The sequence below is a fragment of the Mesorhizobium sp. M1295 genome (assembly GCF_040318135.1).
Lineage (GTDB): Bacteria > Pseudomonadota > Alphaproteobacteria > Rhizobiales > Rhizobiaceae > Mesorhizobium.
In genome coordinates, this window is sequence record NZ_JAMYLU010000005.1 from 162,836 (window position 1) to 185,748 (window position 22,913).

Below are 22,913 nucleotides of genomic sequence, written 5' to 3' on the forward strand. Positions count from 1 at the left end.
CACGAAAGGATGCGGGGGTATCGGCATTGCGTGAGGGGCTAAAGGAGGTGGATTGTGAAACGCTATAGATCACTGCCCGCAGTAACGATTGCAGCATCTGCGCTGTTAGCATGTGCTGTGCCGGCGACAGCCCAGGGCGACCTCGGCTTCGACGTCAACGTCACGCTGTCCAAAAAAGCAGCCGCCAAGCTCGCGACTGAAAAGGAAGGGATCGTTGTCCTCGCCTCCTATTACGGTGACCCGAAGCGGAGTGCCGAGAAGCACGCCAACGAAGTCGGCCAGATCGATCTCACGCCGCAGGACGAAGAGGTCGAGATAGCGGGCACAGCGGGCCACGCTCACATCGGCGGCACAAAGGTCGACACGAAGCGTCTCGACTGGCTTGCCGGCCCTCCCGAGGTCAACGTCAACGTTGCATCCGCACGCAAGAGCAGTCCGGACAATCTGCTCAGCTGCGATTTCATCGACGGTCCACTAAGCGATGTCCAAAGGAAGCCTGTGACGCTTCATTGCGGATTGATCGAAGAAAATGTGGACACGAAGTTGAGGCCATAAGGCCTACAAAATCATGCCGCCTCGTTACCTGCGTCAACGCAGATTATCGGCGGCATGACCTGCTTTACTTAAGGAGGTAAAGGTTCTCATGCGCCCATTATTCGCTACCTGTTTCTGCCTGGCCATCATGTCCTTGCCTGCCGCCGCCTACGCCGAGCGCCGTTGTGGCTGGTACTCCAGCCCGACACCCGGCAACCTCGTCCTGACCGACAGTGACGGGGATTGGTGGATGCAGATGCAGGGGCGACCGGATCCCAAAGGCATCGACAATGTGCCGGCCTTTGACGAGCGGCAATTCGTCGAGACCAATGTGCCTGGTTCCGGCCACGGCTACGGATGCGCGTGCATGACCGTCGTAACCAACGCCAAGCAGCAAAAGATCACCAGAGTGATCTCCGGCGAAATCCTTCCGCTGGTGCGCTGCCGCAACGACAGATCGCTGCCTAACCCGGACGGATAATTATTGGATACTTATGGGGTACCATGGGCGACAGAGGACATCCGGCCAAGAAAAAGGCCCGGCAAAACCGGGGCTTTTTCTTGGGGTTCCTGAACCTTATCAAAAGTTCGAAACGGGAATTTGGTGCCCAGAAGAGGACTCGAACCTCCACTCCTTGCGGAACACGGACCTGAACCGTGCGCGTCTACCAATTCCGCCATCTGGGCTGGTGCGCGCTCATTAAGCGGGCAAAGGATGAGTGTCAACGCGCTTTTTTGAAAGCCGCGTTCCTTCTCCGGCTCAATGCTCCAGCACTTCCTTCGACGCTACCGTGGAATCGGCGTTGAGCGTATAGATGATCGGCACACCGGTGCCGAGCTCGAGCTTGACGATCTCCTCGCCCGACTTGCCGTCCAGCGCCATGATCAGCGCGCGCAGCGAATTGCCGTGCGCCGCCACCAGCACGGTGCCGCCGCGCAGCACATGCGGCTGCAGATCGTGCAGGTAATAGGGCCAGACGCGCGCGCCGGTGTCCTTCAGGCTTTCCCCGCCGGGCGGCGGCACGTCATAGGAGCGGCGCCAGACATGCACCTGCTCCTCGCCCCATTTCTTGCGCGCATCATCCTTGTTGAGGCCGGAGAGATCGCCATAGTCGCGCTCGTTCAGCGCCTGGTCGCGGATGGTCTCGAGCCCGCTCTGGCCGACAGCGTCTAGAATGTGCTGACAGGTCTTCTGCGCCCGGATCAGCGACGACGTGAAGGCGATGTCGAATTTCATGCCGCGCGCCCTGAGCTTGGCGCCGGCCGCCTTGGCTTCGGTATGGCCTAGTTCGGTCAGGTCGACGTCGCGCCAGCCGGTAAAAAGGTTCTTCAGGTTCCACTCGCTCTGGCCGTGGCGCACGAGCACGAGAGTTCTCGACATATTTGCTCCTTCAAATTTTTATGGATCAACTGGTCAGGCCGAGCACGTCCCGCATCGAATAGAGGCCCGGCTTGCGGCCGCGCGCCCACAGGGCTGCCTTGACTGCGCCGCGGGCAAAGATCGCCCGGTCCTCGGCATGGTGGGCGAGCGTGATGCGCTCGCCGGTACCGGCCAGCACCACACTGTGGTCGCCGACGACCGAGCCGCCGCGCAAGCTGGCGAAACCGATCGAGCCTGCCTTGCGCACGCCGGTATGACCGTCGCGCGACCGCACGCTGTTCCCGTCAAGGTCGATGCCGCGCCCATTAGCGGCGGCTTCGCCGAGCAGCAGCGCCGTTCCCGACGGCGCGTCGACCTTGTGCCGGTGATGCATTTCCAGGATCTCGATGTCGAAATCGTCGGCATCGAGCGCGCGCGCCGCCTGCTCCACCAGCACCGCCAGCAGATTGACGCCGAGGCTCATATTGCCTGACTTGACGATCGTCGCGTGCCGCGCGGCGGCCGCGATCCTGGCGTTGTCTTCGGCCGAACAGCCGGTGGTGCCGATGATGTGGGCGATGCGCGCCTGCGCCGCGTAGCCGGCGAATTCGACGGTCGCTTCCGGGGTGGTGAAATCAAGCACGCCGTCGGCCTTGGCGAAGACCGGCAGCGGATCGTCCCCGATCGCCACGCCGAGCCGGCCGACGCCGGCCAGCTCGCCGGCATCCTTGCCGACATGGGGCGATCCGGCCGGCGCGATGGCGCCGGCGACACGCGCGCCCGGTATGGTGTGGATGGCGCGGATCAGCGCCTGGCCCATGCGGCCGGCCGCGCCGACCACCACCAGGCCCATTTCACTCGCGGTCGGTATGTCACTCATGAATGTCTCCCGGCCGCCTTTTTCGCGCGGACATGTTGCGCCGCAGTCTGGATTGGCTTGCCGTCATCGACAAGCCCCAGCCCTTTCCTGCCTTGCACCCGGTGGAACCGCGCATAGACGCTGTGCGGGTCGGCCATCAACGAGGCATGCGTGCCCTGTTCGACCAGCCGGCCCTGCTCCAGGACGATGATATGGTCGGCATTGACCACCGTCGACAGCCGGTGCGCGATGACGATGGTGGTGCGCCCTTCCATGACATGGGTCAGCGCCTGCTGGACGCGGGCCTCGGCCTCGTTGTCGAGCGCCGAGGTGGCTTCGTCGAGCAGCAGGATCGGCGCCTGCCGCACGATGGCGCGGGCAATCGATACGCGCTGGCGCTGGCCGCCCGACAGCGTCACGCCGTTCTCGCCGACGGGCGTGTCATAGCCTTGCGGCTGGTGGCGAATGAAATCGTCGGCCACAGCCTGTTGGGCGGCGCGTTCAATCTCTGCGTCGGTGGCGCTCAGCCTGCCGTAGCGGATGTTGTCGCGGATGGTGCCTTCGAACAGATAAGGCTGCTGCGATACATAGGCGATCGAGCCGCGCAGCGAATGCTTGGTGACCTTTGAAATGTCCTGGCCATCGATATCGATGCTGCCCGACTCGACGTCGTAGAAGCGCTGCAGCAGCGCAACCAGCGTCGTCTTGCCGGCGCCCGAAGCTCCGACGATGGCAGTCACCTTGCCGGCAGCGGCGACAAAGCTCAGATCCTGCAGGACCGGCGCCTCTTCGAAATAGCGGAAGGACACATTGTTGAAGCGCACTTCGCCAGAGGTGAATTTCGCCTCGGCGGCTCCCGGCACGTCACCCTGCTGCGGCTCGAGGTCGAGAAGCTCGTAGATCATGCGCGCATTGACCAGCGACTTTTCCATGCCGACCTGCATACGCGCCAGCCGCCTGGCGGGGTCATAGGCAAGCAGCAGGGCGGTGATGAAGGCAAACACCGCGCCCGGCGGTTGGCCGCCGACAGTCGCCCGGTAGCCGGAATAGGCGATGACGCCGGCGACGGCGAAGCCGGCCAGCATTTCGGAGATCGGCGTCAGCCGTTCCGAGACGCGGGCGATCTTGTTTGCCCGCTGCTCGGCGCCGGCGACGAGGCCGCCGATGCGCCGCGACAGCTCGTCCTCCAGGGTGAAGGCCTTGACGATAGCGATGCCTTGCGTCGCTTCCTGCATGGCGCCGATCAGCCGCGAGTTGATCTGCACCGATTCGCGAGTGATGCGACGTACCCGGCGCATCAGATAGGTGACACTGTAAATTAAAGGCGGCCCGATCAGCAGCGACATCGCCGAGAGCACCGGGTCCTGCCAGATCATGACGCCGACCAGCGCGACAAGCGATACGGCATCGCGTGCCAGCGATGTCAGCGTCATCGACAGGAGATCGCGGATGCCGTTGACGTTCTCGTTGATCTGCGCGGCGAGCCGGCCCGAACGGGTGTCGTTGAAGAAACTGACGCCGAGCTTCATCAGGTGGTCGAAGATGCGGCGCTGATAGCGCGCCACCAGATTGTTGCCGATCTTGGCCAGCGTCACTGCCTGGCCGTAGCTGGCCAGCCCGCGCAGCATGAAGGCGGCCAGAATCGACACGCTGATCAGCGCGATAAGATCGCCGCGCTGCTTGTAGAAGATCTGGTCGATGACATCCTTCATGATCCAGGCGGTGAAGGCGGTCGTCGCCGCGATCGTCACCAGGCACAGCACGGCAAGAACATAGTACCAGCGGTAATCGCGGCTGTTCTCGGCGATGATGCGGCGGATCACCGCCACGATCTCGCCGGGCCGGACTTTCCCTTTGGTTGGTGCTGGAAGTGTCAAGTTGGAGCGCTTTGTGGTTTTGGTTCGGCCGGGCTGCAATTCGGCAACGTCTTAACGCCGCAATGACGGCTTGCCTATGGCCGAGAATGGCGAAACTTCGTCGCGGCGCAGCGTGTATCCTAGACCCGCCAGCGCCGCCCCGCCGTCTGCACGCCGAACAGCGACGGATTTCTGGCATAGGCGGCCAGCCCTAAAAGCGCCGCCAGCGGATGGGTGATGACATAGACCGGCATGCTGCGCATCAGGGCACTGTGCGGCGCCTTGTCCTCGAAGGCGGCGCGGAAATTGCCGGTCCGCAGCGCCGGCAGGATTTTTTGCGCGATGCCGCCGGTGAGAAACACGCCGCCGCGGCTCATGAACACCAGAGCGAGGTCACCGGCGGTGCGTCCCAGGCAGGTGACGAAGATCGACAGCGCCTCTTCGGCCACCGGATCGTTCTTTGCCAGCGCCGCGGCGGTGATCTCGGCGGGCGTGGTAAAGGGCGACGGCTTGCCGTCCGCCTTGGCCACCGCCCGGTAGGCATTGACCAGGCCGCGCCCGGACAGGATCTGTTCGCCGGAGATGCGGCCCTCGAGCTTCTCGATATGCGGAAACACCTGGAAATCGCGCGGCGAGCGCGGGCCGATATCCATATGGCCGCCCTCGCCGGGCACCGGTATCCAGTGATGCAGCGCATAGACCAGCCCGGCGACGCCGAGCCCGGTTCCCGGGCCGAGCACTACCCGCCCGGAATTCGGTTCCGGCGCGTCACCGCCGATCTTTTCCATATGCTCTTCGCCGAGCGCGACGACGGCCAGCGCCTGCGCCTCGAAGTCGTTGAGCACCACGACGTCGCTGAGACCGAGACTGGCGAACATCTGTCTCGGCTTGACGATCCATGGGCAATTGGTAAGCGGGATCTCGTCGCTTTCGACAGGACCGGCTACCGCCAGCACAGCTGAATTCGGCCGGACCGACGAGCGGTCGAGCACGGCCGACTGGATCGCCTCGTCGATCGTATTGAAGTTGGCGGTCTGGACGATCGTCGGCTCGCCGGCTTCGGAATTCGCGTCAAGCACGATCGAGAAGCGCGCATTGGTGCCGCCTATGTCGCCGATCAGAATCGGAAACCGCAACAGAGTGTCGTCGTCGCTTACGCCTGGCATGCTCTCGTCCGTTCCCGACGCGTATCGCCGTTCTCTCGTTGACTAGCGCATGACCGCAAAAAGGGAAATCGGTTTTCGAAGTGGAGATGCACGGATGCAGACAGCGAACACGCTGCCCGCATCAGTGCCCCGGTCGTGGCCGCGGCAGCGGAATGCGGATCTCGGGGGTCGCCACAAAGGCGTTCGCCGAGGCCGGAAGCGCTGCCGCGCCGGCTGCGACCGTCGGCGGCGGCGAAGGCTCTGCCGCGGGAGCGGGTACGGCCGCGATCGGCACGCCGTCGCCATAATAGGTGACTGCTTCCGCCGAGGCCGGAGCCAGCGCGTCGAGCACGAACTGGCATTGCCTGGGCAGGTTCGCCATCGTCATCACGTCGCGTGCCTTCGGCTTGTCCGGATTCTTGTTGGGGCGCCACGGCTCCTCGGTGAACCACCAGGCCAGCGCCTGGTCGCAGCCATCGCCTGGCGCCGTCGCTTCCTGCGCCTTGCAGTCGGGTGACCCAGGCTGGCAGCCGATACGAATGTGGAAGTGGTAATCGTGGCCCCAGAACGGCCTGACCTTGCGCAACCAGCTGCGGTCGCCTTTGACCGTGTCGCAGAGCTTCTTCTTGATCCCTGGATTGACCAGGATGCGCTCGACTTCGGGATAGCTCGCGGCGCGCCTCAACAGCCGCGTGTGCATCGGCGTCCACAGGCCATCCTTTACCAGATGGGTCTTTTCATCGACCATCAAGGTAGCGCTGATGTTTTCGCGCTCTTCGGTCGAAAGCTTGCGGTCGGGCATCGGCGTTAGCCAGATGTCGGCGTCGAGGCCGATCTGGTGCGAGGCATGGCCGGTAAGCATCGGTCCGCCGCGCGGTTGCGAGATGTCGCCGATCAGCAGGCCCGGCCAGCCGTCGGCTGCAGCATCGCGTGATAGTTTCTCGATTAGCGCGATCATTGCCGGATGGCCCCAACGGCGGTTGCGCGACGGTCGCATCACCTCCCAGTGCCGGCCGTCCATGGGCAGCGCGACGCCGCCGGAAAAACAGCCTTTGGAATAAAAGCCGATCGATTGCGCTGCTGCGAGTGCCGGCAGCTTTTTGGCGCCGAACAGCTCTTTTGCCCGTTGCTCAGCGCTCGCCGTTTGCGCGGCAAGCGTTAGGCCGGCGACGGCCAGTGCTGCCGTCAGCAGCAGTGTTTTTCCCGGCAAGGCTCGCTTTAACGTCTTCCCCAAGCTGGACCCCTCCGCGATTTGAACCGCATCATACCACGCCCCGCGCAACGTATCGATCACGACCGTTTCATCGGACTGCGCGCCTCGCCGTCGCGCCAGTCGCCGCTCGCCCACATGGCGTCGAGAGCCGAGCGGTAGTCGGGGAAGCGAAAGCCATAGCCGGCCGCCTTGATCGCCGCGTTGGCGACACGCTTGTTCTCGCCATAGAAGGACCGCGCCATGGGCGAAAGTTGGGCGGTCTCGAACGGAATTTCGGGCGGCGGCTCGATGCCCATCAACCTGGCGGCATAGGCGACGACGTCCTGCGGCGGCGCCGGCAGGTCGTCGGTGACGTTGAAGATGCCGCCGCGATCGCCTTCGGCTAGATGCCAGAGAGCGCCGGCAATATCGTCGCAATGGATGCGGTTGAACACCTGGCCCGGCTTGACCAGTCGCCGGGCGGTGCCGTTTTCGAGATTGACCAGGGCGTTGCGGCCCGGCCCATAAATGCCGGAAAGCCGCAGGATCGCCACCGGCCGGTGGATGTCGTGGCCCAGTTGCAGCCAATCCTGCTCGGCTGCGACACGCATCACCGACCGCTTCGACAACGGCCGGCATTCGGCGGCCTCGTCCACCCAGTTGCCGCCATGGTCGCCATAGACGCCGACGGTGGAGAGATAGGCGATCCATTCGAGCTCCGGCATGTTGGCCGCGATCACCTCGCGTGCCGCGCCCAGCACCGGGTCGCCGGCCTCGTCCGGCGCGACCGAGACGACGAGATGGGTTGTCTTCCCAAGCGCATCGCCGATTTCGGAGGTCAGCGTGCCATCGAAACGCAGCGGCACGATACCGGCTTGCCGCAGCGCCGCGAATTTTTCCAGCGACCGTGTTGTACCGAAGATCGGTGTGTCGGCATCCCTGTTGGCGCGGGCGAAGGCCTTGCCCGAATAACCGGCGCCGAAGATGAAAATCTGCTTTTTTGTCATGTATGCGCCTCGATCGGCTTTGCCAGGGCCAGAAGCCATTCGCCTCTCACCGCCTCGTCACCTTCTAGTTGCAAAGCGGCTGCGGCGCGTTCGGCAAACTCCCGACCCGGCACAAGCCGCGCCAGCGCCCATACCGCAGCGCCGCGAACCAGCGGCGAGGCGTCGTCGAGCAGCGCGCGGACGGCGCCGGCCAGCGACAAGTCCTGGGAATTGCCGGCCGCGATCAGCACGTTGCGGATAAAACGGTCGCGGCCGATGCGCTTGACCGGCGAGCCCGAAAAAAGCGCGCGGAAGGCAGCGTCGTTCAGGCAAAGCAGCTCGGCGAGCGGCGGTTCGCGCAAGTCCGCGCGGGCGGCAAGCTTAGCCTCGGAGGCAGCTTGGGCGAATTTGTTCCACGGACAGGCGGCCAGGCAGTCGTCGCAGCCGTAGATGCGATTGCCGATCTTTTCCCGGAACTCATGTGGGATCGGTCCTTTGTTCTCGATGGTGAGGTATGAAATGCAGCGCCGCGCATCGAGCCGGTAAGGCGCCGGAAAGGCGTCCGTCGGGCAGGCGTCGAGACAGGCGCGGCAGGAGCCGCAATGATCGTCCTCAGGCGCGTCCGGCACCAGCTCGGCCGTCGTGAAGATAGTGCCGAGGAACAGCCAGGAACCATGGGCGCGGCTGACCAGGTTGGTGTGCTTGCCTTGCCAGCCGAGGCCGGCCGCCTCGGCCAGCGGCTTTTCCATCACCGGCGCGGTGTCGACAAACACTTTGACGTCGCCGCCGGTGCGCGCCACGAGCTTGCCGGCGATCGCCTTCAGCCGGCCTTTCATCACGTCATGATAATCGCGGTTCTGCGCATAGGCGGAGATCGCGCCGCGGTCGCGCTTTGTCTGGATGTCGCGTGGGTCGTGGTCGGGGCCGTAATTCATCGCCAGCACGATGATCGAGCGGACCTCCGGCCAAAGCGCCGTCGGTTTGCCTCGCCGCTCGAGCGTTTCGGCAATCCAGTCCATCGATCCGTGAAAGCCGTCGGCAACGAATTCGGCTAGCCGGGCCGGCGCCTGCGGGATCGCATCGGGCGTCGTGACGGCAACAGCGTCGAAGCCGGCGTTCCGCGCCTCGCGGTCGATGAGCGCGCGCAGCTTTGCCGCGTCAGAAATCGAGGTCCGCATAATGTGACACCGGCGACAGGCCGCGCACCCGGTCGGACAGAAGCGGCCGGAACGAAGGCCGTGATTTCACCCTGGTATACCATTCGCGCGCAGCGCTGTGTTCGCGCCAGTCGATCTCGCCGAGATAGTCGAGCACCGACAGTGCCGCCGCCGCCGCGAGATCGGCATAGGTGACCTTGTTGCCGGCCAGCCAATGACGGGTGCCGGCCAGCCAGTTGGTGTACTTCATGTGCTGGCGGATATTGGCGCGGGCGGCGCGGATCGCCGCCGAATCGGGCGAGCCGCCGCCCGCCGTTTCCGGCATGACCGGCTTCAGGACGCGCTCGCGCACCAGATGCCGGGTAACCTCGCTTTCCGCCTTGTTGAGGTACCAGTCGGTCAGCCGGCGGATTTCGGCGCGTTCCAACGGGTCTTCGGCGAATAGCCGCTTGTCGCGCTTGAGTACGCCGCGCGTCTCGTCGAGATATTCGGCAATGACCACTGCGCCAACAATCGGCACGTCGCCCTCGGCAAGCAGGATCGGCAGCGTGCCGGCCGGGTTCAGCGCCAGGAACTCCTTGCGCCGCGTCCACGGCTTCTCTTCGATCAGTGCCAGTTCCTCGCCATACTCGCCAAAGGCGAGGCGGACGAAGCGGCAGCTGGCGAACATCGGATGGTGGAAAAGCGTTAGCATGGTCCCGCGATAATAGAGCGCACTGGCAAATCGCCGGCTGCGCCGGTAAGTCTTGGCCGCCCGATTCAGGGGCTGTCAGGGTGCTGCGACCTATAGGGGGAGTTCCGCGCCGTGACAAGCAAGCCGTTTTCTCAAGCCCTCCCTCCAACGCCGAGGTTGCCATGGAAAGCCAGACCGTCGTCGAAGCGCTGCTGCTCGGCATGCTCGAGGGCCTGACCGAGTTTATTCCGGTGTCTTCGACCGGTCATATCCTGCTCGCCGGCCATTTCCTCGGCTTTCATTCGACCGGCAAGGCCTTCGAGATCCTGATCCAGCTCGGCGCCATATTGGCGATCCTCAGCGTCTATTTCCGCCGGCTCTGGAAGATGCTGCTCGAACTGCCATACGATCGGCTGACGCGGCATTTCGTCCTTGGCATTCTCATCGCGTTCCTGCCGGCGGCCGTCGTCGGCGCGCTGGCGCATGATTTCATCAAGACGGTGCTGTTCGAATCGCCGCGGCTGATCTGCATCATGCTGATCATCGGCGGCGTCATCCTGCTGCTGGTCGATCGCATGAAGCCGAAGCCATATTACCACGATGTCGAGCGGTTCCCGACCAGGCTCTATCTGCAGATCGGGCTGTTCCAGTGCTTGTCGCTGATCCCCGGCACATCGCGCTCGGGTTCGACCATCGTCGGCGCGCTGCTGCTCGGGGTCGACAAACGGGCGGCGGCGGAATTCTCCTTCTTCCTTGCCATCCCGACCATGGTCGGCGCCTTCGCCTTCGACCTGTTCAAGAACCGCAATGTGCTGAGCAGTGCCGACCTGCCTATCATCGCCGTCGGCTTCGTCGCCGCCTTCGTCACCGCGCTAATCGTCGTGCGCTTCCTGCTCGACTATGTCTCGCGCCATGGCTATGCGCTGTTCGGCTGGTGGCGGCTGGTCGTGGGCATCGTCGGCCTGGCGGGGCTGGCAATCTGGGGGTGAGCCGGCGCGGATAGCGCAATCCCAGCCGGAACTCTGTTCTTGCCCGAAGCCGAGCCATACGATCTTGTGGACGTATGGTTGGCAGGGGGAATGCATGAGCGAAGTTCTTGACGCCCTCGTTATTGGCGCCGGTCCGGCGGGGCTCGGCGTCAGCTACTTCTTGAAACGGCAGGGCCGCGACCACCGTGTGCTCGATCGAGGCCGGATCGGCGAAACGTGGCGAACGCAGCGATGGAATTCGTTTCGACTGAATTCGCCGACCATTCGCTCCATCTTACCCGGTGATTCCTACGAGGGGCCGGAGCCCTGGGGCGCGATAACCCACCATGAATTTGTCGCGTATCTCGAAGGCTATGCCGAGCGGCACCGCCTGCCGGTAAGCACCCAAACTCCGGTTCAAGAGCTGACGAGAGACGATGGGATCTTTCGCGTCACTACGGCGGCTCGTGGCGTGCTTCTGGCGCGCAATGTGGTGATCGCCACCGGCGACCAGAACCGACAGGTCCGGCCACCAGGGTCGGCGGACTTGCCGGCGGCAGTTCGCCAAGTCGATTCTTCGGCTTATCGCAACCCGGCCGAGTTCGAGAATGGCGCGGTGCTGGTGGTCGGCAGCGGCCAGTCGGGCGGCCAGATCGCCGAGGATCTGGCGGTGGCCGGACGTGCGGTCTTTTTGGCGACCAGCCGCAACGGCCGTTGGGTGCGGCGCTACCGCGGGGGCAACATACTTAAATGGCTGACGCTGTCCGGTTTTCTCGACGTTCCGCGCAAGGAACTCGTCCTCCCCTCCGGCAAGCTGCAGGCCCGCGCGCTGGTCGGCGCGACCCATACAATCAGCCTGCAATCGCTGGGTGCACAGGGCGTGGTGCTGCTCGGCCGCTTCAGGGGCGTGGAGAATGGCAGCCTCGTCTTCGGTGACGAACTCGACGACCATATGCGATTTGCCGACGAGGTTTCGGCGAATGCCAAGCGCCTGGTCGACGAGTACATTGAGCGCGCCGGCCTCGATGCGCCCCTGGCCGAGGATGATCCAGCCGAGACGGTTGCCCCGCGCTTGCCCGATCCTCCGATCCGCTCCCTCGACTGGACGGCGAGCGGCATCAGATCAGTGATCTGGTGCACGGGTTTCACCGGCGATTTCTCATGGGTCCGGCTTCCTGGCGCGCTCGATGCGGCCGGCCAGCCCGTCCACGAGGATGGCGTCGGCGCTGTTCCAGGTCTCTTTTTCGCCGGCCTCGATTTCGGGTCGACACGGAAATCGGGCACCATACCGGCCATTCCAGAGGAGGTGGCTGGCATTGTGGAGCGACTTGTCCAGGTGCGGCGGCCTTGACCTCGGCGCGCCTGGACCTCGGCTGGTCGTCGTCGGGCTGACAGCACTGGCCATATGGGGATGAGCCGGCGCAGTCATTCGGAATGGTCGCCCTGGAGACGCCAAAGGAGGTGCATCAAGGCGCGCGATCGGTCAGCGCGCTCGCACCTTCCTCAGCGGCGCAATGTGCGCAGCAGTAGATGATGTCATCCTGTTCGACGCCATGTCCGATGATCCGGCATCCGCAATGCGGACACGTCGGAGCAAGTTTCTGGACCGCGCATTCGAAGCTGTCGAATGTGTAGGTCTCCTCGGCCATCGTCACTTTGAAAGCCTTGTCGTAGTCATTCCCGCATTGATCGCATCTGGCCATGGTTCTTTTCCTTCTTTCATTGGCTTCAAGCTCGACCAACCTGTCGCGCGGCGATAGGTTCCCGCCAGGATCAGAGGGCCGTCCTAAGGCGGAGACGAGCGCGAGCCTACGCCACGGCGCTGTTCGATCACGCGGATCACCTCGTCGATATCCCGCGGCTCGATGTCGAGTTCCTTCAGGCCCGGCGCGTCGATTGCTGCCACATTATCCTGACGCATAAGATCGATCTGGTTGCGCGTTATGGGGGCAGCCGGGAGGAGTTCCGCGACGCCAGCCAAGGCGTTCCATACAGCAAACGGCACCGGCATCAGCTTTACGTGCGTATCGAGCTGTCGGGCGATCTCCCGAAGCAATTCCTTATAGGTATAGATACGCGGGCCCCCGAATTCGAATATGGATGAACCCTTGTGGCTTCGCCCGTCGATCAGCCGGCTCACTGCTTCCGCGACGTCGGCCACATAGACCGGCTGAAGCCGTGTGCCACCATCGCCGAACAGCGGATAGACCGGCAGGAGGCGTATCAGCCTCACAATGGTCGTGAGGAAAGCGTCGTCAGGTCCTGTCATGACGGCGGGACGCACAATGAAAGCGCCGGGAAATGCGTTTCCCACGGCAACTTCTCCGCGCCCACGTGCCCTTATATAATTCGAATCCGATTGAGGATCGGAGCCGATCCCTGAAATCTGGACGAACTGATCGATCTCGACCTTGCGCGACACGGCAGCGAGATCGGCCGCGGCTTTCACATGGACGCGTTCAAAGGTCTGGACGCCCTGCTCGACGTAAAGACTGATAGCATTCACGACCGCCTGTGATCCGGTAATGGCCGACCCAATCGAGGACGCATCCAATATATCCGCCTCGACTGCTTCGGGCATCCTTGTAATCGAGGAAAAGACCAGGGCCACGCGAGCCGGATGGCGAGATGCGGCGCGCACCGTGAAACCCCTTTCCAGGAGCCGCGTCACGATCCTGCGCCCGAGAAAGCCAGTTCCGCCGAACACGGTGACGATCCGTTCCTGGTTGAGATCGTCAGGATCCATTTGCCTCGCCATCCCTGTCCTCGCACGCCTGCCACGAGGACTGCCCTGATCGGCATTTGAACCAGCCCGTCGAACATCAGGACGGTTGGAGAACAACGCAGGAACGCTTTTGTTCCAGTCAGTGCTGGGCGGAGACCAGGTCGACAAACCGATCGATTGAGCGAATCCAGGTGAGCGTCGGCACATGATCCAGGCGGCAAATGGCGCTACTTGCTTGTTCCCATCGACGAGACGACAGGCAATCGAATCTGAACCGGAGATCGCGGCAAAACCGACCCCACTTCGGGAATGACCTAGTTCCCCCCGTAAAAAACGTTCTCGACATGCACCGGCCAGCGCCACGGCAATACCGCCACCATGTCGAAGCGCACCGATAATTTTCCGTAGTCGGATTGGCGCGACAGCCAGAAATCGGCCGCGCCTTCGATGCGGCGCTCCGATTCGCGGCCGACGGCCTCCATCGCCTCGATCAGCGTACGGCGTGCCTTGACCTCGACGATCAGCACCAAATCGCCACGCCGCGCGATCAGGTCGATCTCGCCAAACCTGGTACGGTGGCGGCGGGCAAGAATCCGGTAGCCCTTCAGCATCAGCGCCGCCGCCGCCAGCCATTCACCGTGATGGCCGCGCCGGTAGGCCTTTTGCCGGCTGGCGCTCCGCCGTTCAGCCATCGCGGTCTCCGCCGGCCCCGTCTCTTCCGGCATTCCTGAGGTCGAGCAGCCGTCGGTAGAGCGTCTGTTTTTGGCCACCCGTCATCTTGGCGGCTTCCGCCGCCGCCTTGGAGGCCGGCATCTCGGCCGCCAGCGAAAGCAGCAGCCGGTCGATGTCTTCAGGCTCATCAGCGACCGCATCGGCCGGGCCGACGCAGATGACGATTTCGCCCTTAGGCGTATCGGCTGCCGCGTAATGGCCGGCGAGTGACTGCAGGGTGCCGGTCCGCATCTCCTCGAAAGTCTTGGTCAACTCGCGGCCGATCGCCGCCTTGCGGGCGCCGCCCAGCACCTCGACCATGGCACTGAGCGTCTCGGCCAGCCGGCGCGGCGATTCGAAGAAGATCAACGTTGCCGGCACCGCCTTCAGCGCTTCCAGCCGCGTCAGCCGCTGGCCGGTCTTCACCGGCAGGAAGCCGGCAAACAGAAAGGCGTCCGAAGGCAGGCCGGATGCCGTCAGAGCGGCAAGTGGCGCCGACGGTCCGGGGATCGGCACGACACGAATGCCGCGTTCCAGCGCCTCGCCAACCAGCCGGTAGCCGGGATCGGAGATGAGCGGTGTGCCGGCATCAGAGATCAGCGCTACGCTCTGCCCGGCCAGCAGTGCCGCGATCAGCTTCGGCCCGGCCTCGGCGGCATTGTGCTCGTGATAGGCGGTGGTGCGGCGGCGGATGCCGTAGCGGTCGAGCAGGACGCGCGAAACACGCGTGTCCTCGCAGGCGACGATATCTGCGGCGGCGAGCGTTTCCAGCGCGCGCAGCGTGATGTCGGCGAGATTGCCGATCGGCGTAGCCACCAGATAGAACGCCGGCTCGAGCGGCCGGGCGGCGATCTCGGTCTGCCCGACCACATAACTGCGTTTGGCCAATTCGCCGGTCACCTGCACAACTCCGTTCGACCCTGTTTGGCACGGCTCACGCCTGGTTGCAAAAGCCTGGGTTGCAAACGCCCGGTTCCAAACGGGGTCCCGACGTGAACCGGCCGCCATGCCTTTGCCATAGTAGGGAACGAAACCGTTGCCGGCGAATTTTAACCCTGATCTCGGGAGGAGCAGGATGGACAGCCTGACGATACAGGACGTTTTCGAACCCTATTATGCCGGCCGCAAGCGCTTCGCCGCGCCAGGCGACAAGAGCCTGCGTGGCAACGCGGATGGCGAGGCCAGGAAACCGCTCGCACGCCAGCCATTGGCAGAGAGCAAGCCCGTAACCGAAACCGACAGCACGACGGAGCACTGACCGGACGATGCCCAATCGCTTCGATATTTTCATCACCCGTCTCGAAACAAAAAGCGCCCGCGATGGCGCAGCATCACATCCCACAGGCGACCAGCATTCTGCTCCGCGCGACAAGAGCGAGATCAAGCAGACCCGCTCCGGAGAAGCGCATGCCGAGAAGGACCGCGGCAAGCGTCGTTTCAAGCACGACGCTTGATCCTCTTTTCGTCATCCTGGGACGGAGCAAGGAGCGCAGCGACGCGGCGCAGACACCCGGATCCATGCCGTAATATTCAAGCGTTTCGACAGTTCAGAATTATTCTACCGCAGCATTCTTCGACAAGGGTAGCGGCATGGATCCTCGGGTCAAGCCCGAGGATGACGAAGGCGCAGTAGCGCGACAGCCTTCAGAGATATCGCGATACCTTCACCGCCAGCAACCGGACCAGTTCCGGGTCCATGAATTCATAGTCGTCGGGAATATCGAGGCAGATCACCCGAGCCTTCCTTAGACTGGCCCTGAATTTCTGCTGCAGTTTGCCGCGGTGCGCCTTTTCCATCACGAAGATGATATCGGCCCAGGCGACAAGTTCGTGCGTCAACGGAGTGTCGGCATCGTGATTGGTGCCGGCCGAAGCGACCTCGATGTCCCTGCGACCGGAAAACACCTGCTCCGCCGTCGGGCTGCGCAAGCGATTCTGGCTGCAGACGAAGAGAACGTTCTTCACCGGTACTATCTGGCCAGATCCGCCACGACGGCATCGAGCACGATCATGCCGGCCGGCGTGGCGCGCAGGCGGGCATTGCCGATCGGCGCCACCAGGCCTTCGTCCTGCAGCACCGACAGCCGTGCCGTCGACAGGCCGCGCCCGGAAAACGCCTCGTAGCGGGAAAGGTCGATGCCTTCCGCCAGCCTCAGCCCCATCAGCAGGAACTCGTCGGCTTCTTCCGATCGCGTTAGGATCTCGCCGCCGGTGACGCCATGGCCCTTGGCCTCGACCAGATTGGCCCAGGTCTCCGGCATTTTCTCGGCGATTGTCACCACGCGCCGCCCGCTCTCGACGAAACGGCCATGCGCGCCGGGACCGACGCCGACATATTCGCCATAGCGCCAGTAGGTGAGATTGTGCCGGCTTTCAGCGCCGGGCCTGGCGTGGTTGGAAATCTCGTAGGCCGGCAGTCCGTGCGCGGCGGTGATCTCCTGCGTCAACGCATAGAGATCGGCGGCAACATCGTTGTCTGGAATGATGAATTTCCTTGCTGCATGCAGTGCATGGAACGGCGTGCCTTCCTCGATGGTCAGCTGGTACAGCGACAGATGGTCGGCGGCGTGGCCGATCGCCTGCTCGAGTTCCGTCTGCCACGCTTCAGGCGTCTGGTCCGGCCGCGCGTAGATCAGGTCGAAGGACAACCGTGGGAAAATCTCGCGCGCCAGGCCGATCGCATGCAGGGCCTCATCGACATTGTGCAAACGGCCGAGAAAGCGCAGATCCTTGTCGTTCAGCGCCTGCACGCCAAGCGACACCCGGTTGACGCCCGCCGCGCGATAGCCGCGAAAGCGCTCGGCCTCGACCGAGGAAGGATTGGCCTCCAGCGTCACCTCGATGCCATCTGGTACCGTCCAGTTCTTCGCCACGGCATCCAGCACCGCCGCCACGGTCTGCGGCTTCATCAGCGACGGCGTACCGCCACCGAGAAAGATGCTTGTCACCTCGCGCGGCCCGGTGCGGCCGCGCATGGTCGCCAACTCGGCCTCGAAGGCGCGCGCAAAACGCTCCTGGTCGACCGGCTGGTGGCGGACATGGCTGTTGAAGTCGCAATAGGGGCACTTGGCCGCGCAGAACGGCCAGTGGATGTAGACGCCAAAACCCGGGCTGCGGTCGAGCAGCATGGTCATGCCGCGGCCAATCGGGCTTGCGCGAATTTCTGGAAGGCGCGGGCGCGGTGCGACAATGCTGTCGGCTGGCCCGGCTTCCAGCCATGTTTTTCCTCAGCGGTCATCTCGCCGAAGGTTTTTTCGAACCCGTTGGGCAAGAACACCGGGTCGTAGCCGAAGCCGAGTTCGCCGCGCGGCGGCCATACCAGCGTACCTTCGACCTCGCCGCGAAAATATTCAGCCTGGCCGTCGGGAAAGGCTAGGCAGATGACCGCGACAAAGCGGCCCTTGCGCTGAGCAGGCGCGATCGCGCCAACTTCCTGCAAGGCCACTTCCGTGCGCTGCATGGCCATGCCGAAGTCGCGGGGGCCGTCCGGCGTCTCGGCCCAGTTGGCAGTGTAGACGCCGGGTGCGCCGTCGAGCGCATCGACACATAGGCCGGAATCGTCCGACAGCGCCGGCAATCCAGTGGCCTTGGCAGCGGCCAAGGCTTTTATGAGCGCGTTCTCCTCGAAAGTGGTGCCGGTCTCGTCCGGTTCCGGCAAGCCGTATTCCTTGGCGGACCTCGCTTCTATGCCGAACGGCGCCATCAGATCGGCGAATTCGCGCAATTTGCCGGCATTGTGGCTTGCGACGACGATCTTATGCCCATCAAGCGAATGAACAATTGGCGAATGAACAGTCTGCGAATGCATCAGATGCCCCAGATTCTTGGCTCGGCGAATTCGATCGAATTGCCCGAGGGGTCGCGAATATAGATCGAGCGGCCGCCTTGCGGCCACTCGAACTCGCTTTCGATGGCGATGCTCTTTGCTTCCAGGTGCGCTTTCCAGCGCACGATCTCGTCGGCGCTTGCGGCGAAACAGAGATGGCCCTCGCCGACGGCGCCATGCGGCGGCACTGGCAGCCTGGCGTCGGCCGGCGGCGGCACTTTCGTCGCCTCGGCATTGAAGATAAGCAGCACGCCGTCGCCGCAGCGGAAGAAGAGATGCCTGCCCTCGACCTTGCCGAGCGGATCGAGCCCGAGGACGCCCGAATAGAACCGTTCCGCGGCAGCGAGATCCGTCACGTAGAGTGCTGATTCCAGGATTGCGGAAGGAGTCACAGGATCGTCACCCTCATCGTCATAACCTGAAGATCAGTCCACCGCCATCTGCTGCAGGCTGACCAGGCGCTGAATGCCTTTCTTGGCCAGCCCCATCAAGGCCGCGAACTGCTCTTCCGAGAACGGTTCGCCCTCGGCCGTGCCCTGGATCTCGACGATGCCGCCCTTGCCGGTCATGACGAAATTGGCGTCGGTTCCGGCCGAGGAATCCTCGATATAGTCAAGGTCGATGACCGGCTGACCATCATGGATGCCGCAGGAGATCGCCGCAACGTGATCCTTCAGCACCTTGCCCAGGCTCGCCATTTGGCGGGCTTCCATCCAGCGCAGGCAATCGTAAAGCGCCACCCAGCCGCCGGTGATCGAAGCGGTGCGCGTGCCGCCATCGGCCTGGATCACATCACAGTCGACGGTGATCTGCTGCTCGCCGAGCGCCTGCAGATCGACCACGGCGCGCAGGGAGCGGCCGATCAGCCGCTGGATCTCCAGCGTGCGGCCGCCTTGTTTGCCGGCCGAAGCCTCGCGGCGCATGCGCTCGCCGGTCGAACGCGGCAGCATGCCGTATTCCGCCGTCACCCAGCCCTTACCGGAGTTGCGCATCCAACCCGGCACCTTTTCCTCCAGGCTGGCCGTGCACAGCACATGCGTGTCGCCGAACTTCACCAGGCACGAGCCTTCCGCATGCTTGGAGACGCCGCGCTCGAAGGAGATGGGGCGCATTTCGTCGAACTGGCGTTTGGAAGGGCGCATTCAGGCTTCTTTCTTTCTTCGGGATCTTGGCCGGCTTGTAGCCGCACGGGGCGTGAGGCGCAAAGGAAAATGGACCGGTTGCGCCGACGCCGCGGAAGTCTATATCTTCGGGCCGGAGGTTTTTGGCTCGAAATGACCAAGGCAGTCGATCCCGGTTCGCAATCGCACGTGCTCCCGTCGCACGCGCTGCAATCGCCCGCGCTTCAATCGCTCGACATGCGTTCGCGCGACATCTTCCGGCGCATCGTCGATTCTTATCTGAGGGATGGCGAGCCGGTCGGCTCGCGCAGCCTGTCGCGCATCCTGCCGTCGTCGCTATCGCCGGCCACCATCCGCAACGTGATGAGCGACCTCGAGCATCTCGGCCTGATCTATGCGCCGCATATTTCGGCCGGCCGTCTGCCGACCCAGGCTGGCCTGCGCTTCTTCGTCGATGCGTTCATGGAACTCGGTGACCTCTCCGACGAGGAGCGCCGCACCATCGAGGCGCAGGTGCGCGCCTCCGGCTCGGGCGCGACGCTGGAGCATATGCTGACCGAGGCCAGCCAGATGCTGTCCGGCATGTCGCGCGGCGCCGGCCTTGTGCTCGCCGCCAAGAACGAGGTGGCGCTGAAGCACATCGAATTCATCCAGCTCGAGCCGACCAAGGCGTTGGCCGTGCTGGTCTCGCAGAACGGCGACGTCGAAAATCGCGTCGTCGATCTGCCCGCCGGCATCACCGTCTCGCAATTGCACGAAGCCTCCAATTTCCTCAACGCCCATATTCGCGGCCGCACCCTGGCCGAAGCGCGGGTCGAGATCGCCCGCATCAAGGAAGAGACCAGGGCAGCCCTCGATACGCTTTCACAGGATCTGGTCGAGAAGGGCCTGGCGGTCTGGGCAGGCGCCGAAAGCGGGGTGCCTGGGCGGCTTATCGTGCGCGGCCGCGCCAATCTCCTGGAAAACGTCACTGCCCAGGCCGACATCGAATTGCTGCGGCATCTCTTCGAGGATCTCGAAACCCAGGACGGACTGATCCAGCTCCTCGACCTCGCCGAGGAGGGCCCGGGCGTGCGCATCTTCATCGGTTCGGAAAACAAGCTGTTTTCTCTGTCGGGCTCATCACTGGTGGTGGCACCCTATCGCGACAAGGACGCCCGCGTCGTCGGTGCGCTCGGCGTCATCGGGCCGACGCGGCTGAATTATGCGCGCATAGTACCGATGGTCGACTATACCGCGCAGCTGATTTCGCGCATGCTGCGCTAGGAGCCGCCGCGGCCTGCCGCAAGGAGAAAAAGAATGGCGCTGGAATCGTTCAAGGCCCAGATCAGCCTGCTGCTCGAAGAAATGATCAACCAGCCAGAGGATCAGCACGAGGTGCAAGAGCAGTTGCGCGAGAAGCTGCAAGAGATGCGGGCCATGGGCTTGCCGCTGCCGGCCGATCTGGTCGCGCTGGAAAAGCGCCTCGACGACGATTTCTACGCCGCCGGCAAGTGAATCGGGGTTCGGCTTCAAATCCTCGTGTGCTGGACGGCCGCTTGGAACGACCAATGCCTCATCCCGTTTGCCCTTTTCGAGGCGAATCCCGGAGGACGTTGATGATCCGATCTGGCGGCTTTGCGGCCATTGCCGCTGCTCTCCTTGTTGCGACACCGGCAGCCGCCCAGCAGGCGGATCAGAAGGTGCTCAAAGGCGAAGCCGCTTTTGGCGATTGGCACGCCGACAGGCCTGGCACCCGCCGCCTGATCGGGGCGCAAGACATGCCGCCAGCCGATCCCGCCCAATCCGCTTCGAACGGCGCCGGCGTGGCGGAACGGCCCGAAAGCGCCAAGCCAGATTTGCCGCCGGGCTTTTCGGCCGAACTGATCGCATCCGGCATCGTCAATCCGCGCGTCGTGCGCGTCGCTCCGAATGGCGACCTGTTCGTTGCCAACAGCCATGCCGACCAGATACGTGTCTACCGTCTCGCCGAGGACAGCGCCAAGCCCATCGAGAAAGCGATCTTCGCCAAGGGGCTCAGTTATCCCTACGGCATCGCCTTCTATCCGCCAGGAGACAAGCCGCAATGGGTCTATGTCGCAAACAGCGACAGCATCGTCCGCTTTCCTTATCGCGACGGCGACCTGAAGGCATCCGGCAAACCAGAAACCATTGTCGCGGAAATCCCGTCGGGTGGTCACACGACCCGCGACATCGCCTTCTCGCCGGACGGCAAGACGCTTTATCTGTCGGTTGGCTCCGCGTCGAACGTCGGCGAGGACATGGAGGAGCCGGATGATGGCTTGGACGCCTGGGTGAACTCAAAGCCGCTCGGTGCGGCCTGGGGCTCCGAGGACGGCCGTGCCGATGTGCTCGCCTTCGACCCGGATGGGAAAAATCCCCGAACTGTCGCCACCGGCCTGCGCAACTGTACGGGCATGACCGTGCAGCCCGCCACCGGCGCATTGTGGTGCGTCGTCAATGAGCGCGACGAACTCGGCGACAATGTGCCGTTCGAATTTGCAACTGCAGTCAAGGACGGCGGATTCTATGGTTGGCCTTGGTACTACATCGGCAATCACGAGGATCCGCGCCATCAGGGCGAGCGGCCCGACCTCGCCGGCAAGGCCACTGTCCCCGACGTGCTGATGCAGGCGCATTCGGCGCCGATGAACATAGCCTTCTACGACGGCAACAACTTTCCGGCGGATTATCAGGGTGACGCCTTCGTCACCATGCATGGTTCGTGGAACCGTGGCGCCAGGACCGGCTACAAGGTGGTGAGGCTCAAATTCAGGGATGGCAAGCCGACCGGCGAATATGAGGACTTCATGACCGGCCTCGTTATCTCGAACGACGCCGTCTGGGGCCGCCCGGTCGGTATCGCCATCGCCAAGGACGGCTCGCTGATCGTCACCGAGGACGGCAACGGCACCATCTGGCGCGTTACCTACGAAGACGGCCGCTCTTGAACGGCGGTGTCGCCTGCTGCGCTGGCGCAATCGAATCCGGGCCGAGGGAATTCACCCAACTTCCACATTGTGCGACAAGAGCGAATCATGACGCTCACCGGGTTCCTCGCCTATAGTGCTGCCCTCGGCATCGCCGCAGCCATCCCCGGCCCCGGCGTCACCGCACTCGTTGCGCGTGCGCTGGGTTCCGGCTTCCGCTCGTCGCTGGCCATGTCCTTCGGGCTGATGCTCGGCGACCTGACGTATCTCACGGCCGTGGTGCTCGGCCTCGCTTTCGTCGCACAGACCTTTGGCATGATCTTTCTGATCATCAAATGGCTGGGCGTCGCCTACCTCGCTTTTCTTGGCTGGCGTTTCTGGACGAACGGCATCACGCCCGAGACGGTGGAGGCGAAGAAAGGCAAGGGCGGCTTGGCATCCAGCTTTGTAGCCGGTCTCGCCGTCACGCTCGGCAATCCGAAGACGATGATCTTCTATCTAGCCATCACCCCGACCATCGTCGATCTGAAGACGATCACGCTGGCCGATTACGGCATCCTAGTTGCGCTCACGATCGTCGTCCTGCTTGTGGTGCTGGTGCCTTATCTGGCGCTCGCGGCCAAGCGCGCTGGTTCCTGAAGTCGCCGCGGGCGCTGAGGGCACTCAACCGCACCGCCGCCGGTTTCATGATCGGGGCGGCGGCAGCTATCGCCGCCCGCCAATAGACCTCTTTCGCCAAGCCGGCCAGGAATTGTCACGCCTTTCCAAGGCGAGGGCATTCGGCACGAACTTCACTCGGATATTTTCGATCGACAGCCTATCTTGCGCGGCGGATGGCTCTATCTTATGCCCGCCCGACTCTTGCCGCTT

26 protein-coding genes, 1 tRNA gene and 1 pseudogene are annotated in these 22,913 nt (G+C 63.7%); 10 read left to right on the forward strand and 18 right to left on the reverse strand.

Annotated elements, in window-relative coordinates:
• The first annotated feature begins 54 nt into the window (after window positions 1-54).
• Complete coding sequence (locus NKH29_RS10105; protein WP_352495428.1) at window positions 55-555, forward strand: hypothetical protein; 501 nt, start codon at window positions 55-57, stop codon at window positions 553-555.
• An 88-nt stretch (window positions 556-643) separates the two neighbouring features.
• On the forward strand, window positions 644-1,015 hold the full coding sequence (locus NKH29_RS10110) for a DUF4087 domain-containing protein (protein WP_352481359.1): 372 nt from the start codon (window positions 644-646) through the stop codon (window positions 1,013-1,015).
• 121 nt (window positions 1,016-1,136) lie between these two features.
• On the opposite strand, the gene NKH29_RS10115 is transcribed toward NKH29_RS10110, so the two are convergent.
• From NKH29_RS10115 to NKH29_RS10155, 9 genes are all read right to left on the reverse strand, one after another.
• Window positions 1,137-1,221: transfer RNA gene (locus tag NKH29_RS10115), tRNA-Leu, on the reverse strand.
• A 73-nt stretch (window positions 1,222-1,294) separates the two neighbouring features.
• The gene (locus tag NKH29_RS10120) at window positions 1,295-1,915 is read right to left on the reverse strand and encodes a 2,3-bisphosphoglycerate-dependent phosphoglycerate mutase (RefSeq protein ID WP_023718820.1); all 621 of its coding nucleotides are present in this window, start codon (window positions 1,913-1,915) and stop codon (window positions 1,295-1,297) included.
• Window positions 1,916-1,940: 25 nt separating this feature from the next.
• Window positions 1,941-2,774, reverse strand: a complete 834-nt coding sequence (gene dapB, locus NKH29_RS10125) for a 4-hydroxy-tetrahydrodipicolinate reductase (RefSeq protein ID WP_502911232.1) — start codon at window positions 2,772-2,774, stop codon at window positions 1,941-1,943.
• Entirely contained in the window at window positions 2,771-4,630 is a 1,860-nt protein-coding gene (locus tag NKH29_RS10130) for an ABC transporter ATP-binding protein (RefSeq protein ID WP_352999504.1), read from the reverse strand. The genes dapB and NKH29_RS10130 overlap by 4 nt, the downstream gene beginning before the upstream one ends.
• Window positions 4,631-4,749: 119 nt before the next feature.
• On the reverse strand, window positions 4,750-5,775 hold the full coding sequence (locus NKH29_RS10135; RefSeq protein ID WP_023718823.1) for a glucokinase: 1,026 nt from the start codon (window positions 5,773-5,775) through the stop codon (window positions 4,750-4,752).
• Window positions 5,776-5,896: 121 nt separating this feature from the next.
• Window positions 5,897-6,988, reverse strand: a complete 1,092-nt coding sequence (gene mepA / locus NKH29_RS10140) for a penicillin-insensitive murein endopeptidase (protein WP_352789116.1) — start codon at window positions 6,986-6,988, stop codon at window positions 5,897-5,899.
• A 56-nt stretch (window positions 6,989-7,044) separates the two neighbouring features.
• Window positions 7,045-7,953 (reverse strand): SDR family oxidoreductase, encoded by a 909-nt coding sequence (locus NKH29_RS10145; RefSeq protein ID WP_352999506.1) that lies wholly within the window; start codon window positions 7,951-7,953, stop codon window positions 7,045-7,047.
• Window positions 7,950-9,110 (reverse strand): tRNA epoxyqueuosine(34) reductase QueG, encoded by a 1,161-nt coding sequence (queG, locus tag NKH29_RS10150; RefSeq protein ID WP_352999508.1) that lies wholly within the window; start codon window positions 9,108-9,110, stop codon window positions 7,950-7,952. Before queG ends, NKH29_RS10145 begins: the two co-directional genes overlap by 4 nt.
• Entirely contained in the window at window positions 9,091-9,783 is a 693-nt protein-coding gene (locus NKH29_RS10155; protein WP_352789108.1) for a glutathione S-transferase family protein, read from the reverse strand. Before NKH29_RS10155 ends, queG begins: the two co-directional genes overlap by 20 nt.
• Window positions 9,784-9,944: 161 nt before the next feature.
• On the opposite strand from NKH29_RS10155, the gene NKH29_RS10160 reads away from it, so the two are divergent.
• Window positions 9,945-10,751 carry an undecaprenyl-diphosphate phosphatase gene (locus NKH29_RS10160; RefSeq protein WP_352481365.1) on the forward strand — a complete coding sequence of 269 codons (807 nt, stop codon included), beginning with the start codon at window positions 9,945-9,947 and terminating at the stop codon, window positions 10,749-10,751.
• A gap of 94 nt (window positions 10,752-10,845) precedes the next feature.
• Entirely contained in the window at window positions 10,846-12,081 is a 1,236-nt protein-coding gene (locus NKH29_RS10165) for a flavin-containing monooxygenase (protein WP_352481366.1), read from the forward strand.
• A 115-nt stretch (window positions 12,082-12,196) separates the two neighbouring features.
• Here NKH29_RS10165 and NKH29_RS10170 read toward each other — a convergent pair whose 3' ends face one another.
• From NKH29_RS10170 to rsmI, 4 genes are read right to left on the reverse strand one after another with little or no spacing between them, the layout of a single operon-like run.
• Complete coding sequence (locus NKH29_RS10170; protein WP_352495436.1) at window positions 12,197-12,472, reverse strand: metallothionein; 276 nt, start codon at window positions 12,470-12,472, stop codon at window positions 12,197-12,199.
• A 44-nt stretch (window positions 12,473-12,516) separates the two neighbouring features.
• Window positions 12,517-13,818 (reverse strand): complex I NDUFA9 subunit family protein, encoded by a 1,302-nt coding sequence (locus NKH29_RS10175; protein WP_502911233.1) that lies wholly within the window; start codon window positions 13,816-13,818, stop codon window positions 12,517-12,519.
• A complete protein-coding gene (locus NKH29_RS10185; RefSeq protein ID WP_023718831.1) occupies window positions 13,770-14,147 on the reverse strand; it encodes a YraN family protein in 378 nt (125 codons plus the stop codon). The genes NKH29_RS10175 and NKH29_RS10185 overlap by 49 nt, the downstream gene beginning before the upstream one ends.
• Window positions 14,140-15,066, reverse strand: coding sequence for a 16S rRNA (cytidine(1402)-2'-O)-methyltransferase (rsmI, locus tag NKH29_RS10190; RefSeq protein ID WP_352481367.1), 927 nt, complete (start codon window positions 15,064-15,066; stop codon window positions 14,140-14,142). Before rsmI ends, NKH29_RS10185 begins: the two co-directional genes overlap by 8 nt.
• Window positions 15,067-15,241: 175 nt before the next feature.
• On the opposite strand from rsmI, the gene NKH29_RS10195 reads away from it, so the two are divergent.
• Together NKH29_RS10195 and NKH29_RS10200 are read left to right on the forward strand one after the other, a co-directional pair.
• A complete protein-coding gene (locus tag NKH29_RS10195; RefSeq protein WP_023718833.1) occupies window positions 15,242-15,424 on the forward strand; it encodes a hypothetical protein in 183 nt (60 codons plus the stop codon).
• Between the two features lie 7 nt (window positions 15,425-15,431).
• Complete coding sequence (locus tag NKH29_RS10200; RefSeq protein ID WP_023718834.1) at window positions 15,432-15,620, forward strand: hypothetical protein; 189 nt, start codon at window positions 15,432-15,434, stop codon at window positions 15,618-15,620.
• A gap of 190 nt (window positions 15,621-15,810) precedes the next feature.
• Here the strand turns inward: NKH29_RS10200 and NKH29_RS10205 are convergent, their stop codons facing one another.
• From NKH29_RS10205 to rph, 5 genes are read right to left on the reverse strand one after another with little or no spacing between them, the layout of a single operon-like run.
• Complete coding sequence (locus NKH29_RS10205; RefSeq protein ID WP_023718835.1) at window positions 15,811-16,131, reverse strand: low molecular weight protein tyrosine phosphatase family protein; 321 nt, start codon at window positions 16,129-16,131, stop codon at window positions 15,811-15,813.
• Between the two features lie 5 nt (window positions 16,132-16,136).
• Window positions 16,137-17,300, reverse strand: a complete 1,164-nt coding sequence (hemW, locus tag NKH29_RS10210) for a radical SAM family heme chaperone HemW (protein WP_023718836.1) — start codon at window positions 17,298-17,300, stop codon at window positions 16,137-16,139.
• Entirely contained in the window at window positions 17,297-17,974 is a 678-nt protein-coding gene (rdgB, locus tag NKH29_RS10215; RefSeq protein WP_023718837.1) for an RdgB/HAM1 family non-canonical purine NTP pyrophosphatase, read from the reverse strand. Before rdgB ends, hemW begins: the two co-directional genes overlap by 4 nt.
• The gene (locus NKH29_RS10220) at window positions 17,974-18,384 is read right to left on the reverse strand and encodes a VOC family protein (RefSeq protein ID WP_023718838.1); all 411 of its coding nucleotides are present in this window, start codon (window positions 18,382-18,384) and stop codon (window positions 17,974-17,976) included. Before NKH29_RS10220 ends, rdgB begins: the two co-directional genes overlap by 1 nt.
• Before the next feature lie 33 nt (window positions 18,385-18,417).
• Window positions 18,418-19,134 carry a ribonuclease PH gene (gene rph, locus NKH29_RS10225; RefSeq protein WP_023718839.1) on the reverse strand — a complete coding sequence of 239 codons (717 nt, stop codon included), beginning with the start codon at window positions 19,132-19,134 and terminating at the stop codon, window positions 18,418-18,420.
• A 132-nt stretch (window positions 19,135-19,266) separates the two neighbouring features.
• Here rph and hrcA point away from each other — a divergent pair, with 132 nt between their 5' ends.
• From hrcA to NKH29_RS10245, 4 genes and pseudogenes are all read left to right on the forward strand, one after another.
• Window positions 19,267-20,379 (forward strand): heat-inducible transcriptional repressor HrcA, encoded by a 1,113-nt coding sequence (gene hrcA, locus NKH29_RS10230; RefSeq protein WP_352481369.1) that lies wholly within the window; start codon window positions 19,267-19,269, stop codon window positions 20,377-20,379.
• Window positions 20,380-20,412: 33 nt separating this feature from the next.
• A complete protein-coding gene (locus NKH29_RS10235; RefSeq protein ID WP_023718841.1) occupies window positions 20,413-20,610 on the forward strand; it encodes a hypothetical protein in 198 nt (65 codons plus the stop codon).
• A 101-nt stretch (window positions 20,611-20,711) separates the two neighbouring features.
• The gene (locus NKH29_RS10240; protein WP_352592301.1) at window positions 20,712-22,064 is read left to right on the forward strand and encodes a PQQ-dependent sugar dehydrogenase; all 1,353 of its coding nucleotides are present in this window, start codon (window positions 20,712-20,714) and stop codon (window positions 22,062-22,064) included.
• An 87-nt stretch (window positions 22,065-22,151) separates the two neighbouring features.
• Window positions 22,152-22,768 (forward strand): annotated as a pseudogene (locus NKH29_RS10245) (LysE family translocator).
• Window positions 22,769-22,913 lie beyond the last annotated feature (145 nt).